The sequence below is a fragment of the Dactylosporangium sp. CA-052675 genome (genome assembly GCF_050947935.1).
GTDB lineage: Bacteria > Actinomycetota > Actinomycetes > Mycobacteriales > Micromonosporaceae > Dactylosporangium.
The window spans coordinates 6108025-6132538 of record NZ_CP192010.1 but is presented as its reverse complement, the minus strand read 5'-3'; the positions used below and the strand labels follow the sequence as shown (position 1 = coordinate 6132538).

Sequence of the window (24514 nt, the reverse complement as noted above, 5' to 3'; positions counted from 1 at the left end):
TCGGACCCGCACCCGCGGCGGCCACCAGGCGTGGTCCGCCCGCTGACCCACGCGGCGCGGCCGCCGGGCACCTCGCTGGCGGCCGCGTCACACTGCCGGGACCAGGGCTTGTTCAGCGGACGTTCAGACTCTTGCCGCGCAGAAATATATCGCATAGCGTACGCCGCATCACGTATTTCTGGAGGCGCTATGAACCTCTCCACGCGCAAGCGATCTCGTGTCCTCATCCCTGTGGCCCTGGCTCTTCTCGCGACGGTGAGCGCCTGCGGAGGCGGCGGCGACGCCAAGAAGCCCGCCTCTGATGTGGCGGCCAACGACAGCCTGCGAACCCTCGTGCCGAGCGACGTCGCCGCCCGCGGCACGATCGAGGTCGCGGGTTCGGCCGACTTCCCGCCCGACAACTTCCTCGACACCAACGAGAAGGACGTGATCGGCTACAACGCCGAGATGCTCGACGCGATCGCGGCCAAACTGGGGCTGAAGATCAATTTCACCCGGACGAAGTTCACCGGAGTGATCACCGGCATCGAAGCCGGCCGCTTCGACGCGGGCATCAGCTTCCTGGACACGAAGGAGCGCCAGAAGGCCGTCGACATCCTCGACGCGTACCGCGTCTCCCAGTCCTTCATCACGCGCAGCGACTACCAGGGTGACCCGATCCCCTGCGGAAAGCGGGTCGGCGTCGGCGCCGGCAGCGCCGAGGCATTGATCATCGAGGACCTGTCCAAGCAGGAATGTGCGGACGTGGGCAAGCCGGCGATCGAGTCCGCCGTCTACCCGAGCAACCCGCAGGCGGTCGTCGCGTTGACCAGCCAGCGCGTCGACGCGGTGTTCGCCTCGACGGCACCGGCCGCGTATGCGGTCAAGCAGGCCGGCAGCGCGCTCAAGCTGTTCGGGGACCCGCGCATGGCCGGCGGCTACACCGGAATCGCGGTCGCCAAGAACAAGCCGGAGCTGCGCGACGCGATGAAGGCCGCGCTGCAGGAGCTGATGGATGACGGCACCTACATGAAGATCCTCGAGAAGTGGAACGTCAAGGGCATCGCCTCTGACAAAGCGGTCATCAACGCGGGCACCAACTAGGGGCCCGCGCGATGAACAGTCAACCCGGCACGCAGCCTGACGGGGCTTCCCTTCCGCTGATCGCGGTCGTCGCGGGCCCCACCGCGACGATCCTCAACACCCCGCCCATGGGCGCCGACCCCGCGGCGCTGGTGCCGCAGCGCCTGGGCGAGGACGTCTGCATCGAGGTCGTCGGCCACAGCGGCCACCCGATCGACGAGCATCTCAACAGCGCGACGGACAAGGCCCTACTCACGGCCACGCTGGCCCGGGGGCAGCTCGTGGCGCTGCCGCTGCCGGAGGGTACGGGTCCCGCTGCGCAGACCTTCTTCCCGTCGGCCGAGCGCCTGTACGAAGAGCTGGACACCCTCTGGACCGATGAGGCGGGCCGCACCGGCGCGCTCGGCAGGCTGGCCCGCTACCGGCACTTCCGTGCGGGGCCGCCGGCCGGATACACCGGCGGCGAAGTGCCGGAGGTCCTCGGCGTCGACTACTTTCCCTACGGCGCCTGGGAGAGCCGCGCCGAGCCCGACATCGGCACGCTCATGACCATCACCAACAAGGTCCAGGAGATCGTCGGTGCGCCCGACGTCGCGGGGGTGCAGTGGCTCGAGGGCAGCCCGGTGATCGAGGAGACGCTGTACTGGCTCGGCCTGCTCATCGACACCGGCAAGCCCATCGTGGGTCAGGTCGCTCAGCGGCTGCATCGCTCGATCGGATCGGACGGCGGGCAGAACCTTGTCGACGGCGTGCGATACATCGTCTCGGAAGCTTGGAACCTGGACGGTCGCGGAGACGCGGTGGGCGCCGTCCTGGTCGCCGACGGTGTTGTCCGCACAGCGCGCGGAGCGTACAAGGTGGCCGGCCGTCCGGGCGGCTACGCCGGTGGCGGCCCGGTGGCCACCTGCACCACCCGGTGGCCGATCCGGCTGGAGTATCGGCCGCTTCGGCGGCACACCCGCGACTCGGCCGTGCGGATCTCCGAACTGCCCCGCGAGGTCCGCGCGCTGGACGGCGCCGGTGGCAGTCGGCTCGTCCAGGTGACGGACGGCAGCGGTCGTCTCGCCCCCGAGGTGCTTCCGGTCGTCGACATCGTCGTGTACGGCAGGTACGGCATCGCGGGCGGCGCATGCGGCTGCGCGGACCTCGGCGTCAAGGACGCCGTGTCGCACAACGCCGAGCGGCACGGCCTCGCCGGCTTCGTGCTAGAGGGCATCGCCCCCAACGGATGGGCCAGCCGCGCGGTCGAGTCCTCCCTGTCGGCCGCGGTGTACTCGGGGTTTCCCGTTGTCTGGTGCGGCCGCGGCCGGCCGGAGGACCCGGTCGGCAGAACGCCCGTGCCGTTCGTCGCGGGCAGCAACCTCAGCGCCACGAAGGCCCGGATGCTCCTGCTCGCCTGCCTGCTCAGGTTCGGCGCGGCGCCCGCGGCGCACGACCCGGACCGGCCCACCGATGCGGAGCGGCGGGCCACCGCCGCGTACATCGCATCCCTGCAAGAGGTCTTTGACACTCACTGAACGGAGGCACACATGATGCGGCCGAAGCACTTCGATCCGGTCGGGGCCGAGCTGGCCGACGAGCCGGAACGCTTTGCCGGGGCGGTCTCCCGGAAGGACCTCTTCCGTCACGGCGAAGAGGCCGGCACCGATGTCACCGGGGTCTATTTCGCGCCCGGGGCGCGCACCCTGCCCCATGTGCACAGCGTCGACCAGGTGCTCTATGCCGTCAGCGGCCGGGGTGCGGTGTCCGTCGAAGGGGAGGTCCACGAGCTCCTGCCCGGCGACTGGATGGTGATTCCGGCGCATGCGCACCACTGGCACGGCTCCATCAGTGAGGAGGAGAGCTTCACCCAGATGGCGCTGAAGGCGGGTGGTACCACCCGGTGGCTCCAGGCCGACGACGAGTGGCACCGGCATGAGTAGTGCTACGACCGATCGGCGGGATCTCGGGTCGGCGGCGCCGGACACGTTGCGCGTCGTCAAGCAGCGCCACCCCTGGCGCTGGGTCTCGGTCGTGATCGCGCTGCTGCTCGTGGTCCGCATGGTGGTCTCGATGATCACGAACGACGCGTACCGGTGGGACGTCTTCGCCCAGTACATGTTCAGTGAGGCGATCCTCAGCGGACTCCTCCTGACCCTGGAAGTGACCGCCATGGCGATGGCGCTGGGCATCGTGCTCGGGGTCGTCATCGCCGTGTGCAGGATGTCGCGGAACCCGATCCTGTCGAGTTTCGCCTGGTTCTATACGTGGATCTTCCGGGGCACGCCCACCCTGGTACAGCTCATTTTCTTCTACAACCTCAGCGCGTTGTACCCGAAGGTGACGCTGGGCATCCCGTTCGGTCCCGACCTGCACAGCTGGCCGACCAACGCACTGATCTCGGCGATGGTCGCCGGCGTGCTGGGGCTCGGCCTCAACGAGGCGGCGTACATGTCCGAGATCGTCCGAGGGGGGCTGCTGTCCATCGACAGGGGGCAGACCGAGGCCGCCATGGGCCTGGGCATGACGCCATGGCAGACGTTCCGCCGGATCGTGCTGCCGCAGGCCGTCCGGGTCATCATCCCGCCGACCTTCAACAACATCATCGGGATGCTGAAGTACTCGTCGCTGGTCAGTGTGTTGTCGCTCGGTGACCTGCTGTACGTCTCGGAGCAGATCTTCTCCCGGAACTTCCAGCCGATCCCGCTGCTGCTCGCCGCCTCGACGTGGTACCTCCTGTGCACCTCGATCCTCATGGTGGGGCAGATCTACATCGAACGGATCTTCGGCAAGGGTGTCGCTCGTCCCGGGGCGACGCGCATCGGACGTGTGCTCGCGGGCGGCCGGATGGTGCGGAAGGTGGTGCGAGGATGACGCCCCTTGTCGCGATCCGCGGTGTGCGCAAGTCGTACGGCGCCAACGAAGTGCTCAAGTCGGTGGACCTCGACGTCGGCAAGGGGGAGGTGCTCTGCCTGATCGGAAGGTCGGGATCCGGCAAGACCACGCTGCTGCGCTGCATCAACCACCTGGAGTCGGTCGACTCGGGCATCATCAAGGTCGACGACGAGTACGTCGGCTACCGGGAGTCGCACGGCACGCTCGTCGAACTCTCCGAGCGCAAGGCCGCGGTGAATCGGCGGCACGTCGGCATCGTGTTCCAGCAGTTCAACCTCTTCCCGCACATGACGGTGCTGGAGAACGTCATCGAGGGCCCCCTGCGGGTGCTCAAGCGCCGGCGCGCCGACACCGTCGCGCTCGCGGTCGAGCTCCTCGAGCGGGTCGGCATGGCGCACAAGCGCGACGCGTACCCACGGCAGCTCTCGGGCGGCCAGCAGCAGCGGGTGGCGATCGCGAGGGCGCTGGCCATGCGTCCGAAGCTGATCCTCTTCGACGAGCCGACGTCCGCTCTCGACCCCGAACTGGTGGGGGAGGTGCTCGACGTCATGCGTGATCTGGCGGCCGACGGGATGACCATGATCGTGGTCACGCACGAGTTGCGGTTCGCCGAGGAAGTCGCGAACCGGATCGTGTTCATGGAGGACGGGCGCATCGTCGAGTCGGGCGCCCCGAGCCGGCTGCTGCGCGATCCGCAGGCCGACGGTCTCAAGGCGTTCCTGTCCAGGGCGGGCTTCTCGAACTAGCCATCGGTCCTTTCGTGATCAAGTCGGCGTCGCCCGTGTGCGATATATCGAATATGGAGGACTGATGAAGCCCAGAAGCACCCACTATGACGCCGTGATCGTCGGCGGGGGTCACAACGGTCTTGTCGCCGGCTTCTACCTGGCCGCCGCCGGTCGCCGGGTCCTGATCGTCGAGCAGCGGGCCCAGGCCGGCGGACTCTGCGCGCCGGTGGAGTTCTTCCCCGGATACCGCGGCACGATCACCAACACGCCGAGCGCACTGGAGCCGCGGATCTTCGAGGACATGCAGCTCGAGCACTTCGGGGTGACCTTCGACCGGCCCGATCCGACCATGGTCTTCCCGCTCGCGGACGGGCGGTCGTTCAAGGGCTGGCGGGACCGGAAGCGGACCGAGGCCGACCTGCACGCGCTGGCCCCCAAGGACGTTGATGCCTACTTCGGCGTCATCGAGTTCTTCAACGACTTCGCGCGCAAGCTCGGCGTGTCGGTCTTCGACGATCCGCCGAGCCTCGCGGAGCTGGCCGCATCGATGCGCACCCCGGACGACGAGGCGGCGTTCGCCGAGGTGTTCTTCGGCAGCATCCAGGACTTCCTGGACCGGCGCCTGTCGAGTCCGCATCTCAAGGCGCTGCTGGCAAGCCTGTCCATGAGCGCGGGCAACGTCGCGCCCTCGACCCCGGGTTCGCCGATCGGGCTCCTGCGCCGCCCGCTGTCGCTGGTGAGCGGGAACACGACGGCCGACGATCCGCGCCGCCACATGGTCCGCGGCTCGACCGGCCTGCCCCGGGGTGGCATGGGGACGATCGCCGAGGCCATGCGCGCGGCGGCGGAGGCACGGGGCGTGGAGATCTGCCTCGAGACCCGGGTCGAGCGCATCCTGACGGCCGGGGAGCGGGTGACCGGTGTCGTGCTCTCGTCCGGGGACGAGGTGACGTCGCCGACCGTCCTGTCCAACATCAACCCCAAGACCACCCTGCTGAGCCTGCTCGACAACGCGGCGCTCATCCCGACCGGCCTCGCCGACCGGCTGCGCGACCTGCGAATGGCCGGCGGGGCATTCAAGCTCGTCCTGGCGCTCGACGGCATTCCGATCCACCGGTCGGCCACCTCCGACGAGGAGGCGCGACAGCTGGCGGCGTGCCAGTACCGCTACTCGCCGACCGTCGAATACCTCGAGGAGGCGTACGACGACTACAAGTACGGCCACCCGTCGAGGCGCCCCAAACTGCTGGGGCTGACCCCCTCGGTCGTCGACCCCAGCCTCGCCCCGCCTGGACGCCATCTGATGAGCGTCAACGTCTGGTACGCGCCCTACCGCCTCGCCTCCGGAGCGTGGGACGACGAGACGAAGGACAAGTTCGCGGCGAACTGTATCGACACGATCGAGGAGTTCATCCCGAACATCAAGGACATCATCGTCGACCAGAGAACCTTCAGCCCTGTCGACTTCGAGCGCGAGTACGGGCTCGTGGAGGGACACCAGTTGCACGGTGACATGACGCCTCTCGGGATGTTCGGCAACCGCCCGACCCCCGGCCTCGCTCGCTACCGCACGCCGGTGCAAGGCCTGTACCTGTGCGGCTCGGGCGTCTGGCCCGGCGGAACGGTGACGGGCATCCCGGGCTACAACGCGGCCGCCCGGGTCCTCCGCGACACCTCCGGGACGCCGGACGAGGTCTCGACCCCAGACGTTCCGTCGGCCGGGTGACCCGATGAAGACCATCGACCTGGCAACCGGTGTGCCGGACATCGAATCCCCGCAGTCCGCGGCAGCCGCGGCCGTCGACGCGATCCGCCGCGGCGACACCAGGTATGTCGGCGCGGCGGGCATCGCACCGCTGAGAGAAGCCATCAGCCGGGCCCTGCACGAGCGCGGCCTCGCCTACGACCCTTCGCAGATCATGGTGGCCGCCGGGGCCAAGCTGTGCGTGTTCTGCGTGCTCAGCGCCCTGGTCAAGCCCGGCTCCAACGTCGTGGTGCCCGTACCGCACTACGGGGGCTACCGCGGTCAGGTCGAGCGGCTGGGCGGGCGGCTGGTCGGCCTCACGACAACACGGGAGACGGGCTACAAGCTCACCGGAGCCCAGCTGCGGGACGCCTTGGACGGCGATACGAGCGTGGTGCTGCTCAACTCGCCGGCCAATCCCAGCGGCGCGGTGTACACCGCCGAGGAACTCGCCGCTCTTGCCGATGCGGTGGTCAATCACAGCTCGGCGATCGTGCTGAGCGACGAGATCTACTCCCGGTTCGTGTACGACGGGCGAGCCGCGCACAGTATCGGCTCGCTGGGACCTGAGATCCTTGCCCGGACGGTCACCATCGACGGTGTTTCCAAGGCCTACGGCATGACCGGCTGGCGGGTCGGCTATGCCGCGGGGCCGAAGGCCGTCATCGACGAGGCCCGGCGAGTCCACGCATCGCTGTGCAACTGCGCGTCCTCGATCAGCCAGTGGGCCGCCGTGGGCGCGCTCAGCGGCACGCCGCAGGACCATCACGACGTGCGCCGGCACCAGGAGCTGCGAGACCTCGCGCACGCCGTGGTCGGCCGGTGGCGCGGTATCCGGACGGTCAAGCCGTCCGGCGCCATCTATCAGCTGATCGAGCTCGTCCCGGAGGAGCTCGGCATCGCCCAGGGCGAAGAGCTCTCCTTCTTCGAGGCATGGGCCTGCCGGGCCCGCGTCTCGATCGCGCACAATGGCCGGTTCGGGGAGCCGGTGTTCGGCCGGCTCACCTTCTCGATACCGCGGCCCGAACTGCAGGAGGGACTCGGCCGATTGTCGGTCGCCCTCGAGGAACTCGCCGATACCAACCAGCTGTCGTCTGGGAAAGGAACTACGCAATGAATCGGTACTTCACCGACGAGGAGTACGGCGCGCGGCTGGCCGCGGTGCGGGCGGACATGGCCGAGCGGGACATGGACGCGCTGCTGGTCACCGGCCCGGAGAACATCACGTACCTGACCGGCTACACCACGCCCGGCTACCACATCTTCCAGTGCCTGATCGTGCCGGCCGAGGGTGACGTCAGGTTCGTGGTGCGCAACACCGAACGCGTCAACGTCCCCGACCTGCCGTGGATCTCGGACACGGTCCCGATCGAGGTGCAGGCCCTGACCGATCCGATCCCCACCCTGCTGTCGGCGATCAGGCAGGCGGGGCTCGCGGGAAAGCGCAACGGCGTGGACCGGCGCAGCCTGTTCCTGCCGCCGCTGTACTACGACCAGCTGCGGGGCGAGCTGCACGACCTGATCGACGCGTCCGGCCTGGTGGAGCGCCACCGTGCTCGCAAGTCGGCCGCGGAGATCGCGCTGATCCAGCGGGCGACCGGGCTCGCCGAGGGGTCGATCACCGCCGGGCTCGAGAGCCTTCGCGCCGCCGAGACCGACAGCGACGTCGCGGCCGCCGTGCTCGCCACCCTCGCACGCAGTGGCAGCGAGTACACCGGCTCGCCGGCCTACATCGTGCCGGGCGTGAGCTCGCTCGTGACCCATTCGACGCATGCGCAGCGATCGATCGGCGACCAGGAGCCGCTGCGGATGGAGGTATGCGCGTCGAAGGGCAGGTATCACGGCGTCCTGACCCGTACCGTGACGCGGGGGCGGCCGACCGGGCAGCTCAGGGACATGGTCGCGCTCTCGGCGGCCGCCGGCGAGGCCATGCGCGCCGCCGCGCGGCCGGGAGTGCCGATCGGCGAGGTCGACAGGGCCGGCCGATCCCTGGTGGAGGCGGAGTTCCCGGCCGCGTACTGGCCGAATCGCGGCGGTTACAGCATGGGCATCTCCTACCCGCCGGGGCTGGGCGAAGGCGACGTCCTCGACATTCGCGCCGGCGATCCCCGCCCGATCGAGGTCGGCATGGTCTTTCATCTGCTGCCGACGCTGAGGGTCCCGGGCCTGGGGGCCGTCGGCTGCACGGACATCCTGGCGGTCGAGGAGGACGGAACGAGGTTCTTGACCACCCTGCCTCGGACAGTCTTGTCGGCGGCGCAATGACGTATGAGATATTGCTCCAGGGCCACAGGAAGGGACGACAGTGAAGGCCGACGATTCCTCGCCGGGGATTGTTCCGCTGGCAAGGCACCAGAACCTCACGGTTCGCACGGCGGCGCTGCTCCGAGAGGCGATCGTCGACGGCACCCTCGCCCCGGGCATGGACCTCAAGATCCCGCAGATCGCGAAGCTCTGCGGGGTGAGCGCCACGCCGGTGCGGGAGGCCCTCATCCATCTGACCGAAGCGGGCCTGGTTTCGGTGCACCCGCAGGGCATCCGGATCGCCACGCCGTCGAAGCCGGCGCTGGCGGAGGCGTTCGAGGTGCGTGAGTGCCTCGAGGGGATGACCGCGAGGCTGGCGGCGCAGCGGCGCTCCGAGGAGCAGTCAGGCTCGATCCTCGAGCTGGCGAACCGCAGCCTGGAGGCGGCCGACAACAGGGAGGCGAACGAGTTCCGGGCTCTCGACGCGCAGTTCCACCTCGCGATCGTCGGTGCTGCCCGATCGAGCCACCTCGAGCGGTACGCCCGCAACGCGCTCGACCTCGCCCAGACGCTGCGCAACATCAGGCCCGCGCAGCGAGGCTTCAAAGCGGCGTCGGCGCATCTGCACGTCACGGTCGCCGAGGCGATCGCCAATCAGGACCCGGACGGCGCCGAGGCCGCGATGCGCACGCACGTGCGCGAAGTCCTGGGGCACATTCTCGAAGAGGACGACCCCGGCCGTGAGTAGCGTCCGGGATCTCACGCCGAACCCGTCGGTGATCGCGGGTCGCGTCAACGGCAACCAGGTCGGCGGCAGCACCCGCATGCTGCACGGCCCGACCGGCGAACTGGTCGCACACGTATCACTGTGCGGCACCGGGGACGTCGACGCGGCCGTCGAGGCCGCCACCGACGCGCAGCCCGCCTGGCGGCGCACTCCCGCACCGCGCCGCGGCGAAGTCCTCAGCCGGGCCGCGGCGCTGCTCGCGCAGCACCGCGGCGAGTTCGCGACCGCCATCACGCTCGAGGAAGGCAAAACGCTCCGCGAGGCGGGGGCCGAGGTCGACCGCGCCATCGACTATCTCTCCTTCTTCGGCGCCGAAGGGTGGCGCCTCGCGGGCCAGGAATTCGCCAACCTGGAACCGAACCTGAGAATCACCTCCCGCCGGGAGCCGCTGGGAGTCGTCGGACTGATCACCCCCTGGAACTTTCCCCTCGCGATCCCCGCCTGGAAGGTCGGCCCGGCGCTGGTTGCCGGCAACGCCGTCATCCTCAAGCCCGCCCTCGAAGCGCCGGGCCCGAGCGTGCTGCTCGCCGAGCTCCTCGAGTCAGCGGGCCTGCCGCCGGGTGTGCTCAACGTCCTCGTCGGCGACGGCGGCACGATCGGAGCCGCCGTCGTGGCCCACCCGGGCGTGCACGCCATCAGCTTCACCGGTTCCACGCAGGTCGGCCGGCAGATTGCCGCGGTGTGCGGTCAGCGCATGGCCCGCGTCCAACTGGAACTGGGTGGATCGAACGCCACCGTGGTCCTGGACGATGCGGACCCTGCCTCGGCTGCGGACGTGATCGCCCGGAGCGCGTTCGGGCTGACCGGCCAGGCCTGCACCGCTACCAGCCGGGTCTACTGCACCCCGGGCATCGCATCGTCACTCGTGGAGGCGCTGGTTGCCCGGGCCCGATCGCTGCGGCTCGGGGACGGCTCGGACCCGTCGTCGGACATCGGCCCCCTGGTCAGCGTGGCCGCTCACGAACGGGTCGCGGCCATCGTCGACACGGCCGTCGGGGAAGGGGCTGTCCGGCACGCCGCGCGGGCCGCGGCCCCGCCCTTCTTCGAGCCCACGGTCCTCACCGGCCTGCCGCCCGACGCGCGCATCTTCGAGACGGAGGTGTTCGGCCCGGTGGTCGCGGTCGTGGAGGTCTCCGGCCTGGAGGAGGCCATAGCGTGCGTCAATGCCAGCCGGTACGGGCTCGTCGCCAGCATCCTGACGAACTCGCTGTCCGCGGCGCAGACCTTCACCGACGAGGTTCGGGCAGGCACTGTGAAGGTGAACGAGACGACCACCGGAAATCAGCCCAACGTGCCGTTCGGGGGGCTGAAGGACTCGTCCAACGCGGCGTTCAAGGAACAGGGAGCCGTCGCTCTGGATTTCTACACGGTATCCAAGTCGATCTATCTTAGATGGTGAACTGAGGTCGAGCCGGCGTACCGCATCGGCGGTATGCCGGCTCGGCGTCGGCGGACGCGGTGGGTGCGGTCACCGAGGTTGGCCGACGACGGGGGACGGGAGGAAGCGGTGCGGGCCGCGGCCGTGGCCATCATCGACGGTCGACGCGCACCGGGGGAGCGCGGCAGCCACTGGTAGGCGCCCACCCCGCTCCGACAACCCCTCAAGGTGCGCCTCGGGATGCCGATGGGTGCGATGCAGGTGCAGTGTGCGCCGCGCCGGGCTCTCAGGTGCACCGGTGCGGTGGTCCGCGGGACGCGGGTGTACGGGAGGTACGTGCCGTGTTGGTGCAGACGGAAGGCGCTCGCCGCCGGGGCTGGTGGCGCTGGGTCGCGGACCGGCGGATCCGCACGAAGGTGCTGGCCGCGGTGGCCATCGTCGCCGGGCTGAGCACGGTCGACAGCGTCTTCGCGCTGCAGGAGCTGTCCACCACGAACGCCCGGGTCGACACCGTCGCGGGGCACACCCGCCTCGTCGAGGAGGCCGGGCAGCTGCGCGACGCGGTGTACCGGGCGCGGATCAACTCCCTCGACCTCTTCCTGGCTCAGGACCAGCCGACGGTCGCCGCGAAGACCGCGGCGATCGCGACGACCGCCCAGGCCGTGACCGACGCCGCGTCCGCCGTGCGCGGCCACGACCTGAGCGCGGCGGCGCGCCAGGCGCTGGACGACTTCGACTCGGCCTGGTCGTCGTACATGGGCGTGCTGCGCGACGAGCTGCAGCCCCTGGCCGTGCGCGGCGACCTGGCCGGGATCGAGTCGGTGCGCACGGCGAAGATCGCCCCGCTCACGCAGCGGATCACCACGGCGCTCGACACGCTGGTGGCGCAGGCCGACCAGGGCGCCCAGGCGCAGCAGGCCCAGGCCGACGCCGGGTACCGCTCGACGCTGCGGATCGTCGTCGTGGTGCTCGTCGGAACCCTGGCGTTCGGACTGCTGATCGCGTTCGCGCTGGCCCGGCTGATCTCGACCGCGCTGGACCGGTGCATGGCGGCGCTGCGCCGGATCGGCGCCGGTGACCTCACCGCCCGGGCCCGGGTCGACACCCGCGACGACCTCGGCGAGCTCGCGGACACGCTCAACGCCACCGCGACCGCGGTCGGGGACACGGTGCGCCGGGTCGCCGACAGCGCGCACCGGCTCGCCGACACCTCGGCCCAGATGTCGGCCGTCGCGTCGGACCTGTCCGGCTCGGCGCAGACGTCGTCGCGGCAGGCGGCCGTCGTCTCCGGCGAGGCGCAGCAGGTCTCCGGCAACGTGGCCACGGTGGCGACCGGCGCGCAGGAGATGGGCGCGGCGATCCGGGAGATCACCGCGAACGCGACGGAGGCGTCGCGGGTGGCCGCGGACGCGGCCCAGATCACCGAACAGGCGCAACGATCGGTACAGAATCTCGGGGCGTCCTCGGCGCAGATCGGGTCGGTCGTCAAGCTCATCACCTCGATCGCCGAGCAGACGAACCTCCTCGCGCTGAACGCCACCATCGAGGCGGCCCGGGCCGGGGACGCCGGCAAGGGCTTCGCCGTGGTCGCGGGCGAGGTGAAGGACCTGGCGCAGGAGACGGCGCGGGCCACGGAGCAGATCTCGGCGCAGGTCACCGAGATCCAGCAGGAGACCGACGGCACGATCGCCGCGATCGGGCAGATCGCCGAGGTCATCGGCCGGGTCAACGACTACACCGCCACCATCGCCTCGGCCGTGGAGGAGCAGACCGCCGTCACCGCCGAGATCTCCCGCAGCGTGGCCGAGACCGCCGCCAGCGCCGGGAACATCGCCAGCAGCATCGCCGGCGTCGCCGAGACCGCGAACGCCGTCACCAGCGGCGCCGCCGAGACCCAGCAGACCTCGTCCGTCCTCGCCGGCATGTCCACCGACCTGCGCGACGCCATTTCCACCTACACCGTCTGAAGGTCCGCAAGGGCACACGAGCCGTCTCCGGGACGTTCACCTCGTTCCGCTGCGTGCGCGAGAACCTGCCGCCGTACGGTCCGCGGTACACCGTCTTCGGCCTCGGCACGCAGGCGTACACGACCTTCGACAACATCGAGGTGGGCACCGTACGGTGCGACGAGGACGTGCCCGCGGGCACGCTGCGGTTCAAGGCCCGCCTGCAGCTGGGCTGCTGATCCGCGCCCGTCCGGTGATGGCCACGGCCATCGGCGGCGCCTAGACTCCGGGTTGTGGAACCGGGCGAAAAGGACGCCGACCTGACCCGCCGCGAGGACCTCGTCACGGCGCGGGAGAGAGTCGCCGACGAACGCGAGGCGCGCGCCGACGCGCGTGACGCCGCCGCGGACCAGCGCGACATCGAGCTCGAGGGCCGGCACACCGTGGCCGCGGTGCGGCAGGGTGAGCTGGAGCGGCGGGGCGCGCTGGCCGACGAACGCGACCGGCACCTCGATGAGCGGAGCCGGCGCGTCGGCGAGCGGGAGCAGCGTGCCGACCGGCGATCAGCCCAGGCCGACCTGCGGGAACGGGACGCGAACGAGCGTGACCGGGAGGCCGACCAGCGCGCCATCGACGCGGAGGTGCGCGGCTGGGACGAGCGGCACCGATAGGCGCGGCCCGGCCGGACGGCGGTGGTCGCGGTCCGGCCGATGGTGCCGCGGCCGGGAAACTTGCAACGTCCGCGGGCGCGCTGCTCGCCGGTGACCGGCTGACTTGCCCGCGCGGTCATCGCGCGGCGCCGGGATGTGGTGACGGGAGGTGACCGGGCCGGTAGCGTCCGCGGCGGGTGGTGCTGCCGTCGCGATCCAGGGATGTGGATGCAGATGGTCTCCGGCGCGAGGCGCATGGCTGAGGCGAAGCTGCCGCACCTGCTGGCCTGCGTCCTGCTGCTGGGCATCGCCGACTCCATGATCGGGCCGTATCTGGTGCTGTTCGGCGCCGACCGGGCCCGCCTGTCGCCGCTGCGGGTCGGGGTGTTCCTCTCCGTCATCGCCGTCAGCGGACTGTTCGTGACGCCCTGGCTCGGCCGCCGCTTCGACCGCGGTGCCGGCCGATGGCCCGCGGTGGTCGCCGTGCTGGCGCCGGCCGCCGGGTACCTCGCGCTGAGCACGACCACCAGCTACACCCTGCTCCTGCTCATCGGCGCGGGACTGCTCGGCGCCGGCCTGGCCGCCTTCTCGCAGGTGTTCGCGCTGGCCCGCACCCACCTGGACCGCGCCTCCGGCGACGCGGCGCGCCGCGGAACCCTGGCGCTGCGCTCGGTGTTCTCGCTGGCCTGGGCCGTCGGCCCGATCCTCGGCGCGGCGGCGCTGGCGTGGCGGGGGTACAGCGGCCTGCTGCTGCTGACGGCCCTGGCGTTCGCGGTCATCACGGCGCCGCTGCTGCTGTTGGGCACGACGCCGGTGACACCCCGGACCGCGCCGCAGTCGCCGACGCCGTCGTGGCTGCGGCGGCCGGTGCTGCTGGTGGCGGCCAGCTTCGCGCTGTTCAACACCGCGATGTGCGCCGGCTCGGTCGCGCTGCCGCTCTACGTCACACGGACGCTGGCCCGGCCCGACGGGGACGTGGGGCTGCTGGCCAGCGTGTGCGCCGTGGCGGAGATCCCGGCGGCGCTGGGCCTGATGCTGCTGCCGGCCCGGGTACGCCAGCAGCGCGTACTCCTGCTGGGCATGCTGCTGTTCGTGCTGTACTTCGCGCTGGTCCCCGTCAGCTCCGGCCTGCCGCCGCTGCTCGCCGCCCAGGTGGCCCGCGGCGTGGCCATCGCCGCGGTCAACGCGCTCGGCATCACGTACATGCAGGACCTGATGCCCGAGGCCACCGGCCGCGCGACCGCGCTGTTCGGCAACGCGTTCATCGCCGCATCGCTGATCTCCGGGCTCGTCGCGGGCGCGGCCGCGCAGGTCCTCGGATACCGGGCGGCGCTGCTGCTGTGCGGGCTGATAAGCGCCGCGGGCTGCCTGCTGCTGATCAGCGCCCGGCCGGTGCCGCGGGCGACCGCCGCCACGGTGGAGCCGCCCGACGTCAGCGCCCGCCCGGGGCAGGCGTGACGGCTGGGCCGCCGCGGAGCACGAGCCGTGCCGGGGCGGCCGGCGGCTCAGCGCGGCGACGCGGGGCCGCCGGTTGCCGCGAGCTGAGGACGGGCGCTACGGGGTGGTGCGGCGCCGGCGGGTGCGGACGACCAGCAGCAGGACGCCGGCGACGACCAGCAGGGCCACGGTCATGAGCGCGATCGCCGTCACCGTGCCCGCGGTGTTCTCGCCGGTGTCCCGGTTTGCGGCGACCGGCGTCGGGCTCCCGGCCGCGGGCTCGGTGGCCGCGACGCTGGGAGCGGTGCTCGGGCCGGCGCCCGGGGCCGCCGCGGCCGGCTGCAGCATGAGGACCGGGGCCGGATGCTCGGGCTCGGGGTTGCCCGCCTCCGGAAGGTCGATCCAGCGGGTGACACTGCCGTCGCTGTACGTCTCCAGCGTCTTGAAGGCCAGCATGCGGGCCGTCGCCGGCAACTGGGCGATGCGGATCGTGTGCACCGCGTCGGCCCGCGGCTTCAGCGCGGGGCCGGAGATCGTGTAGCCCTCCGTCCCGGCGCTGAACGACCACCCCTGCGGGGCGTCGACCAGCTCGACGTCGCCCATCGCGATGCCGTCCGGCAGCGCGACCCGCTCGGCGCTGATGCCGGCCCGTGAGGACTCACCCTCGCTGGTGAACGTGATCGTCACGTTGCGGGCGCTCGCGTGCGGCTTGTCCGCGCTGACCTTCACGTGCGCGGACGCGGGGGCGGCCGGCAGCAGGGTGGCCATCAGGCCGGCCACGATCGCCGCGCTGTACGCGGCCAGGCGCCGCGGGCCACCGTTCGCCATGCGGGCAACTCCTCATGATTCAGCATCGAGCCCCGGTACCGTACTACTACCGTCGCTCGAAGATCGAGCCGGAGACGTCTTTCGGTCAGCCGCCTCCCGGGGGTGTCGCCGTTGCCCTCAGCGTGCGTTGCGATGGGAGAGTACGGTGGTGACATATGCGGCATCGCGCATACGTCAGGGTTCCGGGTCACGAGAGGCCGCTTGCCATGAGCAGGAGCGACACCGAGCGTCATGACCACGAGCACGTCGGTGACCACGAGCATGGTGTTCAGGAGCACGGTGACCATGGGCACGGTGGTCACGCTCACGGGGTGGCCGCGGATGCCGACCGGCGCTGGCTCACCCTCGCGCTGGGCCTGATCGGGGTCTTCATGGCCGGCGAGGTTGTCGTCGGCCTCCTCGCCCGGTCCCTCGCCCTGCTCTCCGACGCCGCGCACATGCTGACCGACGCCGGTGCCATCGTGCTCGCGCTCGTGGCCATGCGGCTGGCGGCGCGGCCACCCAAAGGCGGGTACACCTTCGGCTTGAAACGGGCCGAGATCCTCTCGGCGCAGGCCAACGGGCTCACCATGATCATCCTTGGCGGCTGGCTCGGCTTCGAGGCGATCCGCCGGCTCATGCACCCGCCCGAGGTCGCCGGCGGGCTCGTGCTCGTCACCGCGCTCGCCGGGATCGTGGTGAACCTCGCCGCCGCGTGGGCGATGTCGCGGGCGAACCGGTCCAGCCTCAACGTCGAGGGCGCCTTCCAGCACATCCTCAACGACCTGTTCGCGTTCATCGCCACGGCCGCGGCCGGGCTCGTCATGGTGCTGACCGGCTTCACCCGGGCCGACCCCATCGCCACCCTCGTCGTCGTGGTGCTGATGTTCAAGGCCGGGATCGGGCTCATCCGCGCGTCCGGGCGCATCTTCCTCGAGGCGGCCCCGACCGGCATCGACCCGCCCGCCCTGGGGGCGCGGCTGGCCACCGTCGACGGCGTGGTCGAGGTCCACGACCTGCACGTCTGGGAGATCACCTCCGGCGAGCCGGCCCTGTCGGCCCACGTGCTCGTCACGGCGGGCCGCGACTGCCACGCCGTGCGCGCCGCCATCGAGACCATGCTGCGGCGGGAGTACCGCATCACGCACAGCACGCTGCAGGTCGACCACGCCGGCAGTGGTCCCACCGTGTTCACCGGGCGGGAGGCGAGTCTCGACGGCCCCCACTGCGAGGACTCGCACGGCGTCTCGTACCGCTCGCCGGCAACCTCCTGACCCGAGCCGCGCCAGGGCCTGGACAGCTCCCGCACGACCATGCCAACATCTAGGTTGTCTAGATGACTTGGAGGACATGTGTTGAAGGCGCCACTGTACGTGCGGATCGAGCGGGAGCTGCGAACGCGCCTGGCCGCAGCCCGGCCCGGTGACGCGCTGCCGGCCGAAGCGGTGCTCGCGGAGGAGTTCGGCGTCGCGCGGATGACCATGCGGGCCGCGCTCAACGCGCTGGAGGCCGACGGGCTGATCGAGCGGATCCAGGGCCGGGGGACGTTCGTGCGGCAGCGGCCCGCACCCCGCACCGCCGGCACCCTGATGAGCTTCCAGGACCAGGTGCGCAGCTGGGGCCGCACACCCTCCTCGCGGCTGATCGAGGCCGAGGTCCGGGCCGCGACCGGCGAGGAGGCGGAGGCGCTCGGGCTCACCGCGGCCGCGCCCCGCGTGGTCTCGATCGTGCGCGTGCGCCTGGCGGACGCCACGCCGCTCGCGGTGGAGTACGCCTGCTTCCCGGCCCACCTGACCGCGCTGCTCGACGCCGACCTCGAGGGCGGGTCCCTGCACCGCGCCCTGCACGGTCTCGGGCTGCGCCCGACCCTGGGCTCCTCGACCCTGACGGCCCAGCCGGCCGGCCCCGACGGCGACCGGCTGCAGGTGCCCGAGGCCGAACCGCTGCTCGTCGAGGCCAGGCTCATCGTCGACCAGCAGGGCGCGCCGCTGGAGTACACGATCAGCCGTTATGTCGGCTCCCGCTACGCCCTGCGGGTCACCTTCGACGTGCAGGCACCGGCATGAACGTCGCCAAGATGATCGACCACTCGCTGCTGCGCCCCGAGCTGACCACCGCCGACGTCCGGCACGGCTGCGAGATCGCGGCCCGGCGCGAGGTCGCCTCGGTCTGCGTGCGCCCGTCGGACGTCCCGCTCGCCGTGACCGCCCTCGCCGGCACCGGCGTGCTCGTCGGCACCGTGGCCGGCTTTCCGCACGGCGACACCACGACCGCCGTGAAGGCGGCCGAGGCCCGCGCGCTCGTCGAGGCCGGGGCCGACGAGATCGACATGGTCCTGCACATCGGCCGCCTCCGCGACGGCGACACCGGCTACGTCCACGACGACATCGCCGCGGTCGTCGCCGTCGCCCAGGGCCGGATCGTGAAGGTCATCCTCGAGAACGCCTACCTCACCGATGCCGAGAAGGTCACCGGCTGCCGGCTCGCCGAGCGCGCCGGCGCGCACTTCGTGAAGACCAGCACCGGCTTCGCCCCCGGCGGCGCCACCCTCGCCGACATCCGGCTCATGCGGGCCACGGTGTCCCCGTCCGTCGCGGTCAAGGCCGCGGGCGGCGTCCGCACCCTCGACACGCTGCTGACCCTGCACGAGGCCGGCGCCACCCGCTTCGGCGCGACCGCCACCGAGACCATCCTCGACGACTTCGCCGCCCGCGAACGCGAGGGCCGGACATGAACTGGATCGACACCGAACGCGCGGACCTGCTCGTGCTCGGCGACAGCCCGGCCGTCATCCGCTGGACCTCCGGCCGCACCGAACTCGTCGGCGACGACCGGCTCGCCGCCACCGCCCCCGCCGAACGCGCCGCCTACCGCGAGCACCTGCGCGCGGGCCGCGGCTTCGACACCGGCTTCGCCGCGCTCATCGCGGCCGTGCAGCGCACCGAACGGCTCGGCTTCAACCGGCCGCACGGCTTCTGGGTCGCCGAGGCCGAGCCCGCCGCGGCCCGGCACGCCGTCGAGCGCACGGTCGCGATCCGTGACCTCGCCGCCCTGATCCTCATGTCGGACGGGGCCTCCGCGGGGGTCTGCGACTACGGGCTGACCGACTGGGCCGGCCTCGGCGACGCGCTGCGGGACCACGGCGTGGGGGCGTGGCTGCGGCGGGTTCACGCCGCCGAGGAGTCGGACCCGCGGGGGTGCCGGTGGCCGCGCACGAAGCGGCACGACGACAAGACCGCCGTGGAGGTCGCCGCCTGCCCGCCGGCCGGATGACGCGTCGGGCCGGGGCCGACGTCGGCCCCGCTCAGCGATGATCGGTAGGGTACGCATCGGAAAGGCCCGTTCAGCGGTACACACCGATCGGCGCCGGGCCGTACGATCGCGCGCGTGATCTTGCGAGCTCTGGGCCTCGGCCCTGTGCGCACCGACCCCGTCGCGCACTATCCGGACCTGGCGCCGCTGCGCCGGGCGGTGCGCGCGGGCGACTGGGGCGGTGTCGCGGCGTACTTCGCGGCCCTCGCGCCCCGCGCCGACCACTCGGTGGCCCTTCGGCTGGTCGCGGCCTCGCCGGGCGCCGAGCGGTTCCTGCAGGCGGCGGTGGACGCCGAGCGGGACGCGGCGCTGCCCCGCACGCTGCTCGGCGCCCGGTTCATCGTCATCGGGTGGGCGGCGCGCACCGGCGCCCGCGCCAAGTACGTCACCCCCGCGCAGTGGCGGGTGTTCCACGACTACATCGGCCGGGCCGAGCGCCTGCTCGCCGACGCCACCGCGATCGACCCCACCGACGCGGCGGCCTGGACGGAGCGGATCATCACCGCCCGGGCCCTGAGCCTGGGCGTGGACGAGGCGCGCCGCCGCTACGAGCGGGCCGCCGAGCACTGCGACACGCCGTACCGGGCCCAGGTGCAGCTGGTGCAGAACCTCTGCCCGAAGTGGGGCGGCACGTTCGCTCAGGTCGAGGCGTTCGCCGAGCAGTGCCGGCGGGACGGCGCCCCCGGCTCGCTCGGCGGCGCGGTCGTGGCCGACGCCCACATCGAGCACGCGCTCGCCGGCGAGACGCTGTCCGCGATGCACCGGTACCTCAGCCAGAGCGGGCCGCGCCGGGCCCTGGAAAGCGCCGCCGAGCACACCGTCCTGCACCCGGACTTCCGCCCGGTGCACGGCTGGGTCACCGCACACTCCACCTTCGCCTTCGCGCTCTACTACGGCGGTCACCTCGGATCGGCGTCGGAGCACTTCGCCGCGCTGGGCGACCGGATCTCGCCGTACGGCTGGGAACTCGTCGCGCCGCGATGGAAGCCGATCGTGCGCGCCGCCCGGCGCGCCATGCCCCGGCCGGGCCGGTGACCATGCCCGCGACCCGCCGCACCGAGATCGACGGCGTGCCGGTGCTGCTCGCACCCGGGGGCGGCCCGATGCGGGCCGGCCTGGTGTTCCGCGTCGGCCGCGCCGACGAGACCGCGGTCACCGGTGGCATCACCCACCTCGTCGAGCACCTCGCCCTGCATCGTCAGGGCGGCCTGGGGCACGACGCGAACGGCCTGACCGGCATGACGACCACCCAGTTCGTCACGCAGGGCACCCCGGAGTCGGTGGCCGCCTTCCTGCGCGAGGTGTGCGCCGGCCTGCGCGAGCTGCCGCTGGACCGTCTCGGTGTCGAGCAGCGGATCCTGGGCACCGAGGCGGACAACCGCGCCGACTCCGTGTCCCAGCCGCTGGCGGTGTACCGCTACGGCGCCCGCGACTACGGCCTCGCCGGTCTGCCCGAGTGGGGCATCCACTCCCTCACCGCCGCGCAGGTGGCCGAGTGGGCGCGGACCAGGTTCAACCGCGCCAACGCCGCGCTGTGGATCGCCGGTGACAACATCCCGCCGGGCCTGCGGCTCGACCTGCCCGACGGCGATCGGTGGCCGCTGCCGCCCGAGTCGTCGGCGCTGCCGGTGACGCCCGCCTGGTTCACCGGCGCCGCTCCCGCGGTGGTCATGAACGCACCGGTACCGCGAACCCGCGCCGCGGCCGCCTACGCCCGCCTGCTGGATCGGGCCCTGTTCCGGCAGCTGCGGCAGGACCGCGGCCTGTCGTACACGGCCGCCGCCGCGTACACCACCGACGGCCGGCCACACGCCTACGTCACCGCCGTTGCCGACGGCCGCCCCGCCCAGCTCGGCGAGGTCCTCGACGACTTCCTCGCGGAGGTCCACCGGCTGGCCACCACCGAGGCCGACCCGGCGGAGCTGGAGGCGGTCCGCGCCCGCGAGCTCGCCGTGCTGGAGCGCGCCGACGCCGACGCGAACCTGCTGCCGCGTCGTGCCACCGACCTGCTGTGCGGATACGACGCCCCGACCACCGCCGAGCTGATCGGGGGTTTCCGCTCACTCGCCGCCGCCGACGTGCGTGAGGCGGCCGCCGCCGCCGAGCGCTCGGCGCTGCTCATGGCACCGAGAACCGGGCTGGGGAGGCCACCCGCCGGCTTCGAGGCCGCACCGTCGTACTCGCGCTTCGCCGTCACCGGCACCCGGCACCGCTCCCGCACCGACCCGGACACCGTCCTCGTCGTCGGCGCCGACGGCGTGAGCGTGGTGCGCCCACACGCCCCCAGCACCGTGCTGTTCACCGAGTGCGTCGCCGCCCTGCGCTTCCCCGACGGGGCACGCCACCTGATCGGCCCGGACGCCATCGCCGTGCAGATCGAGCCCACGCTGGCGCCATGATCGAGCGTGTGACCCATCGGTGGCGGCGGGAGACGGCGGAGCAGGAGGCGGCGGTCGCCGCCGGGACGATGCCGCGGGAAGAGGCGTACGCGCTGACGTTCTTCCCGCCGGCGTTCGTCGCCGCGGTGGACGCGGCCCTGGAGGCGTACGAGCGGGAGGTCGCGAGCCTGCGTCCGCCGACCGACGAGGCGGTGTGGGCCGCGGTCGAACGGGTCGTGGTGGCGCTCACGCGGGTAAGGCCACGAACGGCGGGCCCTACCCGCGGCGGCGGATCGCCGGGAACTCCAGGGCCACGAGCCGGCCGCCCGGCATGGTGATCACCCGCCGGACGGTGCGGACCTTGACGAGCGGTCCCCGGGCGACCGGGGCGGGGTCGGCCTCGGCGAGGCAGCGCAGCAGCGTCACCGCGTCGCAGGCCGCCAGCAGCCGCCGCCCCCACTGCTCCAGCTCCTCGGTCGCGCTCCGGTCGGCATCGTCGTCCGGCGGATCAGGCTCGGCATCGTGCGGCATCGGCCCTCCATCTCTCTCACGACGATTGACGTGTCCCGGCCGCCTTTGCGTTGCCTGCGGGCAGATCTCAGCGTCGGCGGCTCAGCCAGCTCCCCTTGGCGTCCGTGGCGACGGGCGCCGGGCTCGCCTGAGCGGCGGCGAGTTGCCGCCGGAGCTCGTCGATGAGCAGGCGGCGCTCCTCGGCACGGGCCTGCGCCTCGCGGGCGGTGGCCGCCGCCTCGGCGGCCTCGGTGTGCGCGGTGGCCAGCTCGGCCCGGTGGTGCTCGTCGGCGGCCTCCAGCGCCGCGATCTGGTTCTGCAGCGCCTCGACCTGGCCCTCCAGGTGCGCGACGCGGAGCTCGGCCCGGCGCAGTCGCGCCACGGGCGAGGTGTCGTCGTCGGTGATCCCGGTCTGCTCCGCTGCCGTACCTGCCATGCTCCGCTCCATTCAGGTGAACGCCGGATGTACGCGACCCGACGGTACGACCGCGAGCTGGGTGTTCGCTGAACGACGGCCGCAGCGGTCCCGGCGGCCGTCCGCCGGGACCGCAGGAGCCGGAGGTGTTACAGCATCAGGTTGACGGCCAGGGCGGCCAGGCCGATGACGGCGACGATCGGGCCGACCACGACGAACACGCCGTTGAGCACATTCGTGGCGGTCGCCATGCCCTCCAGCCGGGCCCGGTACGGCTCGGCCGGGTCGTAGAGCACGACGACCGGCGTCCCGGGCCGGTAGCGGGGCGGGTTGGTGCCGACCGTCTCGGTCGCGCGCATCGGGTGCCCCTCGCGGGTGTGGTAGTCGTACACGGGCATCGCGAGGTCGCTGCCGTCGACCTGCCGCCACATGTTGTCGACCACCATGCCGTTGACGCGGACCGCCCGGGCGCGGAACCTGCGGGAGCTCTTGATGCGCTTTATGCCGCTGACGGTGACGATCGTGCCGATCACGATCGCCCCGAGAGAAATCAACAACCACATGGCCGACCATGATGTCGGCCGAAGCCCGGTCGGTCCGCTCGAAGTCGATCAACCGACAGTCGGCAACCGGGTGCGCCCACGAAGCGTTCATCGGCAGTCCGGACGGGATGCGTTGCGCCCGCGGCGAGGTGGCGCCGAGGATCAAGGTAATCGCCGGTCTTCGCCGTCAACTGAGCCGGCCGCGGGGTTTCCGTACGCTGTCGGTGTACGAAGACCCGGCGCTACCAGGGAGAGCACCGCATGCCGACGAGCACCGTCCTGGGCGGCTACTACTACTCGGGCCCGATCGAGGCGATCCCCGCCGATCGCCTGACCCACCTCTTCCACGCCTTCGCCACCATCGAGGACGGCCACCTGACCCTGCCGCCCGCCGCGCCCGCGACCCTGGCGTACCTGCGCCGCGCCCACCCGCATCTCAAGGTCATCCTCTCGGTCGGCGGCTGGGGCGCGGACGGCTTCTCGGACGCGGCGCTCACGGCCTCGTCGCGGGCGTCGTTCGCCGAGGAGTGCCTGACCCTGGCGGCCGGCTTCGACGGCGTGGACCTGGACTGGGAGTTCCCGGTCTCCGGCGGCCCGGCCGAGGTCGTCCACCGCCCCGAGGACCGGCGCAACGCCACCCTGCTCGCCCGGGAGCTGCGCGACCGCCTTGGCCCCGACCGGCTGCTGAGCGCCGCCCTGCCCGCGGGGCGCCTGCAGTCCGCGGGCCCCTACGACCCGGCGGAGAGCTACGAGCTCGAGGCCTTCGCCGGGCTGCTCGATTTCGTGTGCCTCATGACGTACGACTTCGGCACCGTCTTTTCCCCGATCGCCACCTTCAACGCCGCGCTGCCGGAGGTGGCCGGCGCCGTCGACTACTACGAGGGCCAGGGCGTGCCGCGGGAGAAGCTCGTGCTGGGCGTGCCGTTCTACGGCCGGGGCTTCCGCGCGGAGCCGCCGGGCCTGTTCCAGCCGCAGACCGGGGCCGTGCACGTCGGCGACTACCGGGACATCGCGCGGGACCTGCTGCCCGATCCGGCCTGGGAGCGCCACCGGCATCCGGAGGCCCGCTCGCCGTGGCTGTACCACCCGCAGACCCGCACGTTCGTCTCCTACGAGGACGCCGAGTCCATCGAGGAGCGCGCGGCGTTCGCCGCCGAGCACGGCCTGCGCGGCGCCTTCACGTGGCACCTCGGCGGCGACGACGACCAGCACTCGCTGCTCGACGCGATGGTCCGCCCGTTCCGCGAGCACGGTAGCGACGGCGCCGGCCGGCGCACGGAGCCGGAGCCGAAGCCCAACGGCTGACGGTCAGCGGTCGCACCGCTGATCGTCCGGCCGGTCACGAGCTGGCTCGTGGCGCGCACCCTGCCCGAGCCCGGCGCCCCGGCGCGGGGCCGGATGCGAAGTCCGATTCCCGCAAGCCGGCAGGTGCCGTGCGCGACACGATGGAGGCGTGACCATCTCCGCAGGCCTCGACGACGTCGGCTGCGCGCCGATCGGCCGGCTGCTCGAGGACGCCGACTGCCGCGAGCTCGTCTTCCCGCTGCAGGTCGTGATCGGCCTGAGCGGGTACGGCACCGACTACACCGGCGGCGAGTTCATGCTGACGGCCGCCTGGACCACCCGGTGCCCCTGAGCGCCCTCCGCGAGGCCGGCACCGGTCCCGCCGTCGAGTGCTCCCCGCGCAGGCCAGGACGGTC

The 24514-nt window shown here is 72.1% G+C and carries 27 protein-coding genes; 23 read left to right on the top strand and 4 right to left on the bottom strand.

The features are described 5' to 3' along the window. Positions 1 to 30 precede the first annotated feature (30 nt). The 14 genes from ACQP1P_RS27375 to ACQP1P_RS27310 all read left to right on the top strand — a co-directional run bounded on the left by ACQP1P_RS27375 (position 31) and on the right by ACQP1P_RS27310 (position 14871). Positions 31 to 1083 (top strand): ABC transporter substrate-binding protein, encoded by a 1053-nt coding sequence (locus tag ACQP1P_RS27375; protein ID WP_433074440.1) that lies wholly within the window; start codon positions 31 to 33, stop codon positions 1081 to 1083. A gap of 11 nt (positions 1084 to 1094) precedes the next feature. Then, entirely contained in the window at positions 1095 to 2579 is a 1485-nt protein-coding gene (locus tag ACQP1P_RS27370) for an asparaginase domain-containing protein (protein WP_433074437.1), read from the top strand. Between the two features lie 12 nt (positions 2580 to 2591). Continuing rightward, entirely contained in the window at positions 2592 to 2984 is a 393-nt protein-coding gene (locus tag ACQP1P_RS27365) for a cupin domain-containing protein (protein ID WP_433074434.1), read from the top strand. Further along, entirely contained in the window at positions 2977 to 3915 is a 939-nt protein-coding gene (locus ACQP1P_RS27360; protein WP_433074432.1) for an amino acid ABC transporter permease, read from the top strand. The genes ACQP1P_RS27365 and ACQP1P_RS27360 overlap by 8 nt, the downstream gene beginning before the upstream one ends. After that, positions 3912 to 4682, top strand: coding sequence for an amino acid ABC transporter ATP-binding protein (locus ACQP1P_RS27355; RefSeq protein ID WP_433074429.1), 771 nt, complete (start codon positions 3912 to 3914; stop codon positions 4680 to 4682). The genes ACQP1P_RS27360 and ACQP1P_RS27355 overlap by 4 nt, the downstream gene beginning before the upstream one ends. Before the next feature lie 64 nt (positions 4683 to 4746). Further along, positions 4747 to 6390: a phytoene desaturase family protein gene (locus ACQP1P_RS27350; protein ID WP_433074426.1), complete on the top strand. Its 1644-nt coding sequence runs from the start codon at positions 4747 to 4749 to the stop codon at positions 6388 to 6390. 4 nt (positions 6391 to 6394) lie between these two features. Next, positions 6395 to 7525: an aminotransferase class I/II-fold pyridoxal phosphate-dependent enzyme gene (locus ACQP1P_RS27345; protein ID WP_433074423.1), complete on the top strand. Its 1131-nt coding sequence runs from the start codon at positions 6395 to 6397 to the stop codon at positions 7523 to 7525. Positions 7526 to 7596: 71 nt separating this feature from the next. Next, positions 7597 to 8673 (top strand): M24 family metallopeptidase, encoded by a 1077-nt coding sequence (locus ACQP1P_RS27340; protein ID WP_433074420.1) that lies wholly within the window; start codon positions 7597 to 7599, stop codon positions 8671 to 8673. Positions 8674 to 8713: 40 nt separating this feature from the next. Then, positions 8714 to 9400 (top strand): GntR family transcriptional regulator, encoded by a 687-nt coding sequence (locus tag ACQP1P_RS27335; protein ID WP_433074417.1) that lies wholly within the window; start codon positions 8714 to 8716, stop codon positions 9398 to 9400. After that, on the top strand, positions 9393 to 10838 hold the full coding sequence (locus tag ACQP1P_RS27330) for an aldehyde dehydrogenase family protein (RefSeq protein WP_433074414.1): 1446 nt from the start codon (positions 9393 to 9395) through the stop codon (positions 10836 to 10838). Before ACQP1P_RS27335 ends, ACQP1P_RS27330 begins: the two co-directional genes overlap by 8 nt. A gap of 320 nt (positions 10839 to 11158) precedes the next feature. Next, positions 11159 to 12784 (top strand): methyl-accepting chemotaxis protein, encoded by a 1626-nt coding sequence (locus tag ACQP1P_RS27325; RefSeq protein WP_433074411.1) that lies wholly within the window; start codon positions 11159 to 11161, stop codon positions 12782 to 12784. Between the two features lie 53 nt (positions 12785 to 12837). Further along, positions 12838 to 13002, top strand: coding sequence for a hypothetical protein (locus ACQP1P_RS27320; RefSeq protein ID WP_433074409.1), 165 nt, complete (start codon positions 12838 to 12840; stop codon positions 13000 to 13002). 54 nt (positions 13003 to 13056) lie between these two features. Then, the gene (locus ACQP1P_RS27315; RefSeq protein ID WP_433074406.1) at positions 13057 to 13434 is read left to right on the top strand and encodes a hypothetical protein; all 378 of its coding nucleotides are present in this window, start codon (positions 13057 to 13059) and stop codon (positions 13432 to 13434) included. Between the two features lie 234 nt (positions 13435 to 13668). Continuing rightward, a complete protein-coding gene (locus tag ACQP1P_RS27310; RefSeq protein WP_433074403.1) occupies positions 13669 to 14871 on the top strand; it encodes an MFS transporter in 1203 nt (400 codons plus the stop codon). A 96-nt stretch (positions 14872 to 14967) separates the two neighbouring features. Here the strand turns inward: ACQP1P_RS27310 and ACQP1P_RS27305 are convergent, their stop codons facing one another. Then, positions 14968 to 15678 carry a DUF1775 domain-containing protein gene (locus tag ACQP1P_RS27305; RefSeq protein WP_433074400.1) on the bottom strand — a complete coding sequence of 237 codons (711 nt, stop codon included), beginning with the start codon at positions 15676 to 15678 and terminating at the stop codon, positions 14968 to 14970. 311 nt (positions 15679 to 15989) lie between these two features. On the opposite strand from ACQP1P_RS27305, the gene ACQP1P_RS27300 reads away from it, so the two are divergent. From ACQP1P_RS27300 to ACQP1P_RS27270, 7 genes are all read left to right on the top strand, one after another. Next, the gene (locus ACQP1P_RS27300; RefSeq protein WP_433074397.1) at positions 15990 to 16931 is read left to right on the top strand and encodes a cation diffusion facilitator family transporter; all 942 of its coding nucleotides are present in this window, start codon (positions 15990 to 15992) and stop codon (positions 16929 to 16931) included. An 81-nt stretch (positions 16932 to 17012) separates the two neighbouring features. Continuing rightward, positions 17013 to 17723, top strand: a complete 711-nt coding sequence (locus ACQP1P_RS27295; RefSeq protein WP_433074394.1) for a GntR family transcriptional regulator — start codon at positions 17013 to 17015, stop codon at positions 17721 to 17723. Then, a complete protein-coding gene (gene deoC / locus ACQP1P_RS27290; RefSeq protein ID WP_433074391.1) occupies positions 17720 to 18391 on the top strand; it encodes a deoxyribose-phosphate aldolase in 672 nt (223 codons plus the stop codon). Before ACQP1P_RS27295 ends, deoC begins: the two co-directional genes overlap by 4 nt. Continuing rightward, positions 18388 to 18930, top strand: a complete 543-nt coding sequence (locus ACQP1P_RS27285; RefSeq protein ID WP_433074388.1) for a hypothetical protein — start codon at positions 18388 to 18390, stop codon at positions 18928 to 18930. Before deoC ends, ACQP1P_RS27285 begins: the two co-directional genes overlap by 4 nt. Before the next feature lie 114 nt (positions 18931 to 19044). Then, entirely contained in the window at positions 19045 to 20004 is a 960-nt protein-coding gene (locus ACQP1P_RS27280; RefSeq protein WP_433074386.1) for a hypothetical protein, read from the top strand. Between the two features lie 2 nt (positions 20005 to 20006). Further along, positions 20007 to 21368, top strand: a complete 1362-nt coding sequence (locus ACQP1P_RS27275) for an insulinase family protein (protein ID WP_433074383.1) — start codon at positions 20007 to 20009, stop codon at positions 21366 to 21368. Next, entirely contained in the window at positions 21365 to 21685 is a 321-nt protein-coding gene (locus tag ACQP1P_RS27270; protein ID WP_433074380.1) for a hypothetical protein, read from the top strand. Before ACQP1P_RS27275 ends, ACQP1P_RS27270 begins: the two co-directional genes overlap by 4 nt. Here ACQP1P_RS27270 and ACQP1P_RS27265 read toward each other — a convergent pair. From ACQP1P_RS27265 to ACQP1P_RS27255, 3 genes are all read right to left on the bottom strand, one after another. Continuing rightward, a complete protein-coding gene (locus ACQP1P_RS27265; protein ID WP_433074377.1) occupies positions 21624 to 21878 on the bottom strand; it encodes a hypothetical protein in 255 nt (84 codons plus the stop codon). The two genes, ACQP1P_RS27270 and ACQP1P_RS27265, sit on opposite strands and share 62 nt — an antisense overlap. 67 nt (positions 21879 to 21945) lie before the next feature. After that, positions 21946 to 22293, bottom strand: coding sequence for a hypothetical protein (locus ACQP1P_RS27260; protein ID WP_433074374.1), 348 nt, complete (start codon positions 22291 to 22293; stop codon positions 21946 to 21948). A 128-nt stretch (positions 22294 to 22421) separates the two neighbouring features. After that, on the bottom strand, positions 22422 to 22835 hold the full coding sequence (locus ACQP1P_RS27255; RefSeq protein WP_433074371.1) for a DUF3592 domain-containing protein: 414 nt from the start codon (positions 22833 to 22835) through the stop codon (positions 22422 to 22424). A 240-nt stretch (positions 22836 to 23075) separates the two neighbouring features. Here ACQP1P_RS27255 and ACQP1P_RS27250 point away from each other — a divergent pair, with 240 nt between their 5' ends. Next, positions 23076 to 24119 (top strand): glycoside hydrolase family 18 protein, encoded by a 1044-nt coding sequence (locus ACQP1P_RS27250; RefSeq protein ID WP_433074368.1) that lies wholly within the window; start codon positions 23076 to 23078, stop codon positions 24117 to 24119. A gap of 148 nt (positions 24120 to 24267) precedes the next feature. Next, positions 24268 to 24450: a 2OG-Fe(II) oxygenase gene (locus tag ACQP1P_RS27245; protein ID WP_433074365.1), complete on the top strand. Its 183-nt coding sequence runs from the start codon at positions 24268 to 24270 to the stop codon at positions 24448 to 24450. The last annotated feature ends 64 nt before the right edge of the window (positions 24451 to 24514 follow it).